General features: G+C 57.6%; 4 protein-coding genes. 1 reads left to right on the top strand and 3 read right to left on the bottom strand.

All coding sequences use genetic code 11. The annotated features are described in order from the left end of the window. Positions 1-276 (bottom strand): DUF4142 domain-containing protein (locus tag EN949_RS34280; RefSeq protein ID WP_164782647.1); only part of this gene is annotated, 276 nt, incomplete at its 3' end. 802 nt (positions 277-1,078) lie between these two features. Then, the gene (locus EN949_RS34275; protein WP_063170791.1) at positions 1,079-1,456 is read right to left on the bottom strand and encodes a low affinity iron permease family protein; all 378 of its coding nucleotides are present in this window, start codon (positions 1,454-1,456) and stop codon (positions 1,079-1,081) included. Between the two features lie 464 nt (positions 1,457-1,920). On the opposite strand from EN949_RS34275, the gene EN949_RS34265 reads away from it, so the two are divergent. After that, positions 1,921-2,220 (top strand): DUF1236 domain-containing protein, encoded by a 300-nt coding sequence (locus EN949_RS34265; protein WP_013525105.1) that lies wholly within the window; start codon positions 1,921-1,923, stop codon positions 2,218-2,220. A 113-nt stretch (positions 2,221-2,333) separates the two neighbouring features. Here the strand turns inward: EN949_RS34265 and EN949_RS34260 are convergent, their stop codons facing one another. Then, positions 2,334-2,651, bottom strand: a complete 318-nt coding sequence (locus tag EN949_RS34260; protein WP_164755612.1) for a metalloregulator ArsR/SmtB family transcription factor — start codon at positions 2,649-2,651, stop codon at positions 2,334-2,336. Between the last annotated feature and the right edge of the window lie 392 nt (positions 2,652-3,043).

Genomic DNA, 3,043 nt, shown 5'->3' with positions numbered 1-3,043 from the left:
GTCGAGGTCGGCGGGCACCTGCAATTTCTGTTCGCCGGCAATACTCTCGAGTTTGGCGTTCGCAGCACCGTGGTCGGAGATCATCTTCTGCGCGAAATCCTTAAGGGTCGGATCCTGGAGTTTGCTTTGAGCGACCTTGCTGGACTGCACTTCGAACATCCCGCCGATCGCGGCCTTCGTGACGAAGTCCTGGGCCGTCTCTGCTGACAAGGCAGGCAGTACAGCGGTCATTGCGGTCGCGATCGACAGCGATGCCATGCGTAGTTTGGTTCTCATGCTTAGGTTCCTTGGTTGAGGAGGACGATGAACTCCAATCTCCCGGCGCCATCTTTGTTCCGGGCCTTGATAAATGTCGGATATTTTCGGGGCGCCATTCCCGCCGTCACGAGCTGGGCGGAGTGACACCGATCCCAGATTGTCCAGGAACCCCAGACCGATCGAAGAGTTGCCATTGCTAGCAGGGGGGACCTGATAGCGGAAAAATCCAACGGTGAGTTTGGTATGCTTGCCGGCAAAGAGCCTGAAGCAGACGGGACGGCCGACCAGAAGATCACCACACGGCGGAAAGACGTCGGTAGCGCCACAGATTGCGCTTACCCAGGCATCCCGGCGGCGTCAGCCGGTCGACATGCGTGACCTTCGCCAAGTAAATTGCTGGCCAAGGCTCGTTTCTGAGGGTTAGCTTATGAAAGCCCGCCGCCCCATTTGCGAAGCGGCGGGCTTCATCCGCCCCAACTTGTCAATGCAACTTTGATGCCAAACCTTTTTGGCTCTTTATAGGACAGTGGGCCCCTCCGACAGCGATCAAACAGACATCCAAAATGCCAGCAGCAGGGCGCATAAGGACGAGACGAGGGCAGCGGTGGCAAAAAACACGCCCTGCCAATCTGGCGGTGGCTCGGATATCAACTTGTCGGGGGGCGGCTGATTGTCATTCATGAAAGCAATTGCGACGCCAAGTGTAGTTCCCCCTGATCCTTCAGGTTGTCGGCGGAAATGCTCGTCGCCTACCGAAGCCCAAAAAAACTCAAAATCGCCAAGACGACGACCACCGCACCAACGAGCCAAATGAGATTGTTCATGATCTCTCTCCTGTTGCTTTCGAAAGTTCGCGCCTGGCAGCCCCGACTGTTCGGGACGCTTCTTCTTCGAGTTTTACAAGCTTCTCCCTGATCTCGTCCGGCTCGGCATGCTCCAATCCGACAACGTCGTTCCTGGTTTCGTTCAGTGAAACGATGATCTCGTCGAGTTTTGCGTGAATGGCGGCGGTATCGCGATAGCCTTGTAAAAGGACAACACCGGTGATCACGATGGCGGCAACCGACAGGGCATAGGTGACCGCATTTGTCAGTCCAAAAGGCACCAGGGCGGTGCACAAAACCATTGCCACGAGCATGACATAGAAGCCTGGCGGCCGAGATAGGAAGTCGGAGGCTGCGAAAAGGAACCGATTCATATGCTGGCCAAGGTCATCAAGGCGACCAGTGCGGTAATCGCCACACAAACAGGCACCGCCGCCAGCAGGCCTGCCTCTAAGATCCGACTCTCCTTGTCGCGCAACATCAGGTCACCTACTGCAGGTTAAAGATACAGGGGTTCGGCGTCGGAAGGGACGTTGCTGCGCCGATCCACCACAGGCCAGCCAAGAACGAGTGCCATCACAGCCGCGAACAACCAGCGTGCTTGGTCCACACTTTATCCATCTGCATTCTTCCAAATTCGAGAGACAACAGCCGCGGAAGCCAAGCGTTCCAGCCGCTGCCGCTGACAGGACCAATGCGGTTTCCAGAACCAGACTTAGGTCCCAAGGGGACTAGACCTAAGTACCTAGGGCGGAACGTTTAGGGCGGCTCCATGTTCAACTTGCCGGGCGGCGCGGGACGATGATCGTGTTGCGCCCGTCCCTACAGGAGTGCAGATATGAACATGCTTCTAAAGAACACCGCAGCAGCGATGTTGCTATTGGCTGGGATCGGCTCAGCCGCCGCGGACGACATCATCATCCAGCCGGAACAGGACACCGTCATCCGCGAATATGTGAAGAAGCAGCCCCTGGCGTCGGTCAAGCTCCCCGGCGTGGAACTGAATGTCGGGACAGCCCTGCCGGAAACGGTTGAGATCCATGAGGTCCCCAACGTCAAATATCGCTACGTTGTGGTCGACAACCGCACGGTGCTGGTGGACCCGGGCACCCGAAAAATCATCAAGGTTTACGACTGAACGAACCATCCAACCCCGCCGCCATCGCTGGCGGCGGGGTCGAAGCTTACAAATCTCCACAATCCGGTGACGAGCCTTGAGTCCCGACATCGCAACCTTCCAAAGGTCCGGCTTTATGGATGATGGTCGCCGCCAGGCAGAGTTTCCCGCTCAACAAGCCAGTCCAGGAGCTCAAGGACTTTCAGGGCAAGATCTGTGCACGAGTAATACGCTTTATGGCGCTCCTGCCTCCGGGTGACCAGACCAGATTCTCGCATCATGCCGAGATGCTGGGAGAGTGCTGAGTTGCTAAGCCCCAATCGCGGCGCCAGATCAGAAACGGACATTTCTCCGTCAGCAAGAATCATTAGAGCGAGAAGGCGCTTTTCATTAGCCATGGCAGCGAGCAGCTCGGCGGATGGCGCATGAATGCTGGGCTTTTCGGGATTCATGATGTTCCCCTCGCTCACGCGTCGAGCGCGCCTTGCGCCGGCCTCCTTGACGGCAGCGGCGGGCGCCCCAATGAGGATGTGCCGGGATCGTCGCGTGCCCGGCGCGCTAGAACTATTAGCGTGGTGTATGTTCCATCAGAAGGGCGTCGCTGTCTCACGGCCAGCCTCGGCGGCTAAGCGCCTTAGCTCCTGGATCGGCCTTTCTTCGAAGCCTGGGGACCCTTGGCTTCGGCAGCAAGGCGTTGTTCTCGAAGTCGCGCAGTTTTCAAATAACGCGCCTCTCTCTCGGCCGCGTTAGCAACTTTTGCCTCGCGGTCTGCGCGCTCCAATCGGTCTTTGTCGACGCTTCGCTGGGACACTTTTGCCTCCTACCAGAACACCGTTGAATTTAC

It is taken from the genome of Mesorhizobium sp. M7A.F.Ca.US.007.01.2.1 (genome assembly GCF_003998165.1).
Lineage (GTDB): Bacteria > Pseudomonadota > Alphaproteobacteria > Rhizobiales > Rhizobiaceae > Mesorhizobium > Mesorhizobium ciceri.
The sequence above is the reverse complement of the archived record's forward strand: the minus strand, read 5'-3'. Positions and strand labels throughout refer to the sequence as shown.

Coding starts and splice junctions, on each gene's coding strand:
- EN949_RS34275 (WP_063170791.1), bottom strand. CDS start 1,456: ATGAATCGGTTCCTTTTCGCAGCCTCCGACTTCCTATCTCGGCCGCCA.
- EN949_RS34265 (WP_013525105.1), top strand. CDS start 1,921: ATGAACATGCTTCTAAAGAACACCGCAGCAGCGATGTTGCTATTGGCT.
- EN949_RS34260 (WP_164755612.1), bottom strand. CDS start 2,651: ATGAATCCCGAAAAGCCCAGCATTCATGCGCCATCCGCCGAGCTGCTC.